At 27.0% G+C, this 1,464-nt stretch carries 1 protein-coding gene and 1 pseudogene; both read left to right on the forward strand.

The window, feature by feature from the left end; genetic code table 11:
- Positions 1–426, forward strand: a pseudogene (locus D8787_RS11565) (galactofuranosyltransferase); the annotation flags it as partial.
- 23 nt (positions 427–449) lie between these two features.
- Positions 450–1,464: acyltransferase family protein (locus D8787_RS11190; RefSeq protein WP_142999776.1), on the forward strand; the 1,015-nt coding region annotated here is incomplete at its 3' end.

Raw genomic sequence — 1,464 nt, forward strand, 5'->3', positions numbered from 1 at the left:
ATGATTATGTATCATAATGATTATGTATCATATAAAGGAAGTTTTTCGCCTGAAAAAGTTCCTTTTGTACTTGAAGGTGATTTTGGATTAGTTTGGGATGGTAATTCTATATTAACTTGTTCAGGGATTACTGGGGAGTATTTAACATACAATAATCCTCATAAAGTGTCGTTATTTATAGCTTCAAAAATACCGGTTATTGTTTGGAAACAATCTGCCTTGAGTGATTTTGTTAAAAAAAATAATATTGGGATTGTAGTAGACGATTTAATAGAAATGCAAGAAATAATTAGTAATATGTCGGAAGAACAATATGTACTTTTAAAGGAAAATATTGAAAGATTATCTGAAAAAGTTAGAGAAGGATTTTACACAAGTAATGCTATCGATAAAAGTATAAAATTACTTAGAGAAGATAAGAATTAAATAACTGTTAGAGGAAACTAAGATTGAAAAAAGAAGAATATAATTTTTTAAAAGTACTCACAATATTATTAGTAGTATTAGGACATAGCACATATTATATTATTAAGACGAGTTTTGGTGGGATTGATTATCTTCACTATATAAATAACAATCATTCACTTATGGTAATAAAGGCTTTGAATGTATTAACAGAAATTATCTATTATTTCCATATGCCATTATTTATGGCTATATCTGGGGCATTTTTTAGAATTCAAGTTGAAAAGAATAAGTGGCAGAGTCTTTTCACTTTATTCAAAAATAAATTTAGAAGACTAATAATCCCCTTTATTGTTTTTACAATCTTATATACGCTTCCTGTAAAATATATTTCAAATTATTTTGTACAAACGAGTATTTTGAATGCCATTCTTGGCCAACTGTTTTTATTTGGAAATACTCATCTGTGGTATTTATTCGCGTTGTTCATTATTTTTATGATTGCATACTTCGTCTTGAGAAGAGATACGGGGGTTGGAATGTTACTATTCCTATTTGTACTTCATTTAATCAGTTATAAAATTAATGTTCCTTTAATAAAAAGTTCGTTTCAATTTTTATTTTATTTTGCGATTGGCTTTAAATTTGAACAAAAAAGGGAAGTATACAACCATTTATTGGCTTATACCAAGAAATTTGTATATTTCCTCTTAATCGGATTTGTTTTGTTAATTTTCATGAATTTGGGTATTAAGAGATACTCAATTATTCTTTCAAAGGTATTTGTAGAAATTTTAGCAGTGTATGGAAGTTTAGTAACTTATACCATTGCTTATTATTTAACAATAAACACGAAATGGATGAATACCAGAATATACCAGCTTATTTTAGTCAATGGTCTAGGAATTTATATTTTTTCGGATACTCTTAATTATTTGATATTAAAGTGGGGCTTTATTGTTGCTGAGAATTTAATGATTACACCTCATGGAATTATTTTAATGGTAATTTTTCGATTTTTGGTAACATTAATTTTAAGCGTGGTGATTACTTTAGCAT

The sequence above is a fragment of the Streptococcus mitis genome (assembly GCF_003944325.1).
Classification (GTDB): Bacteria; Bacillota; Bacilli; order Lactobacillales; family Streptococcaceae; genus Streptococcus; species Streptococcus mitis_CW.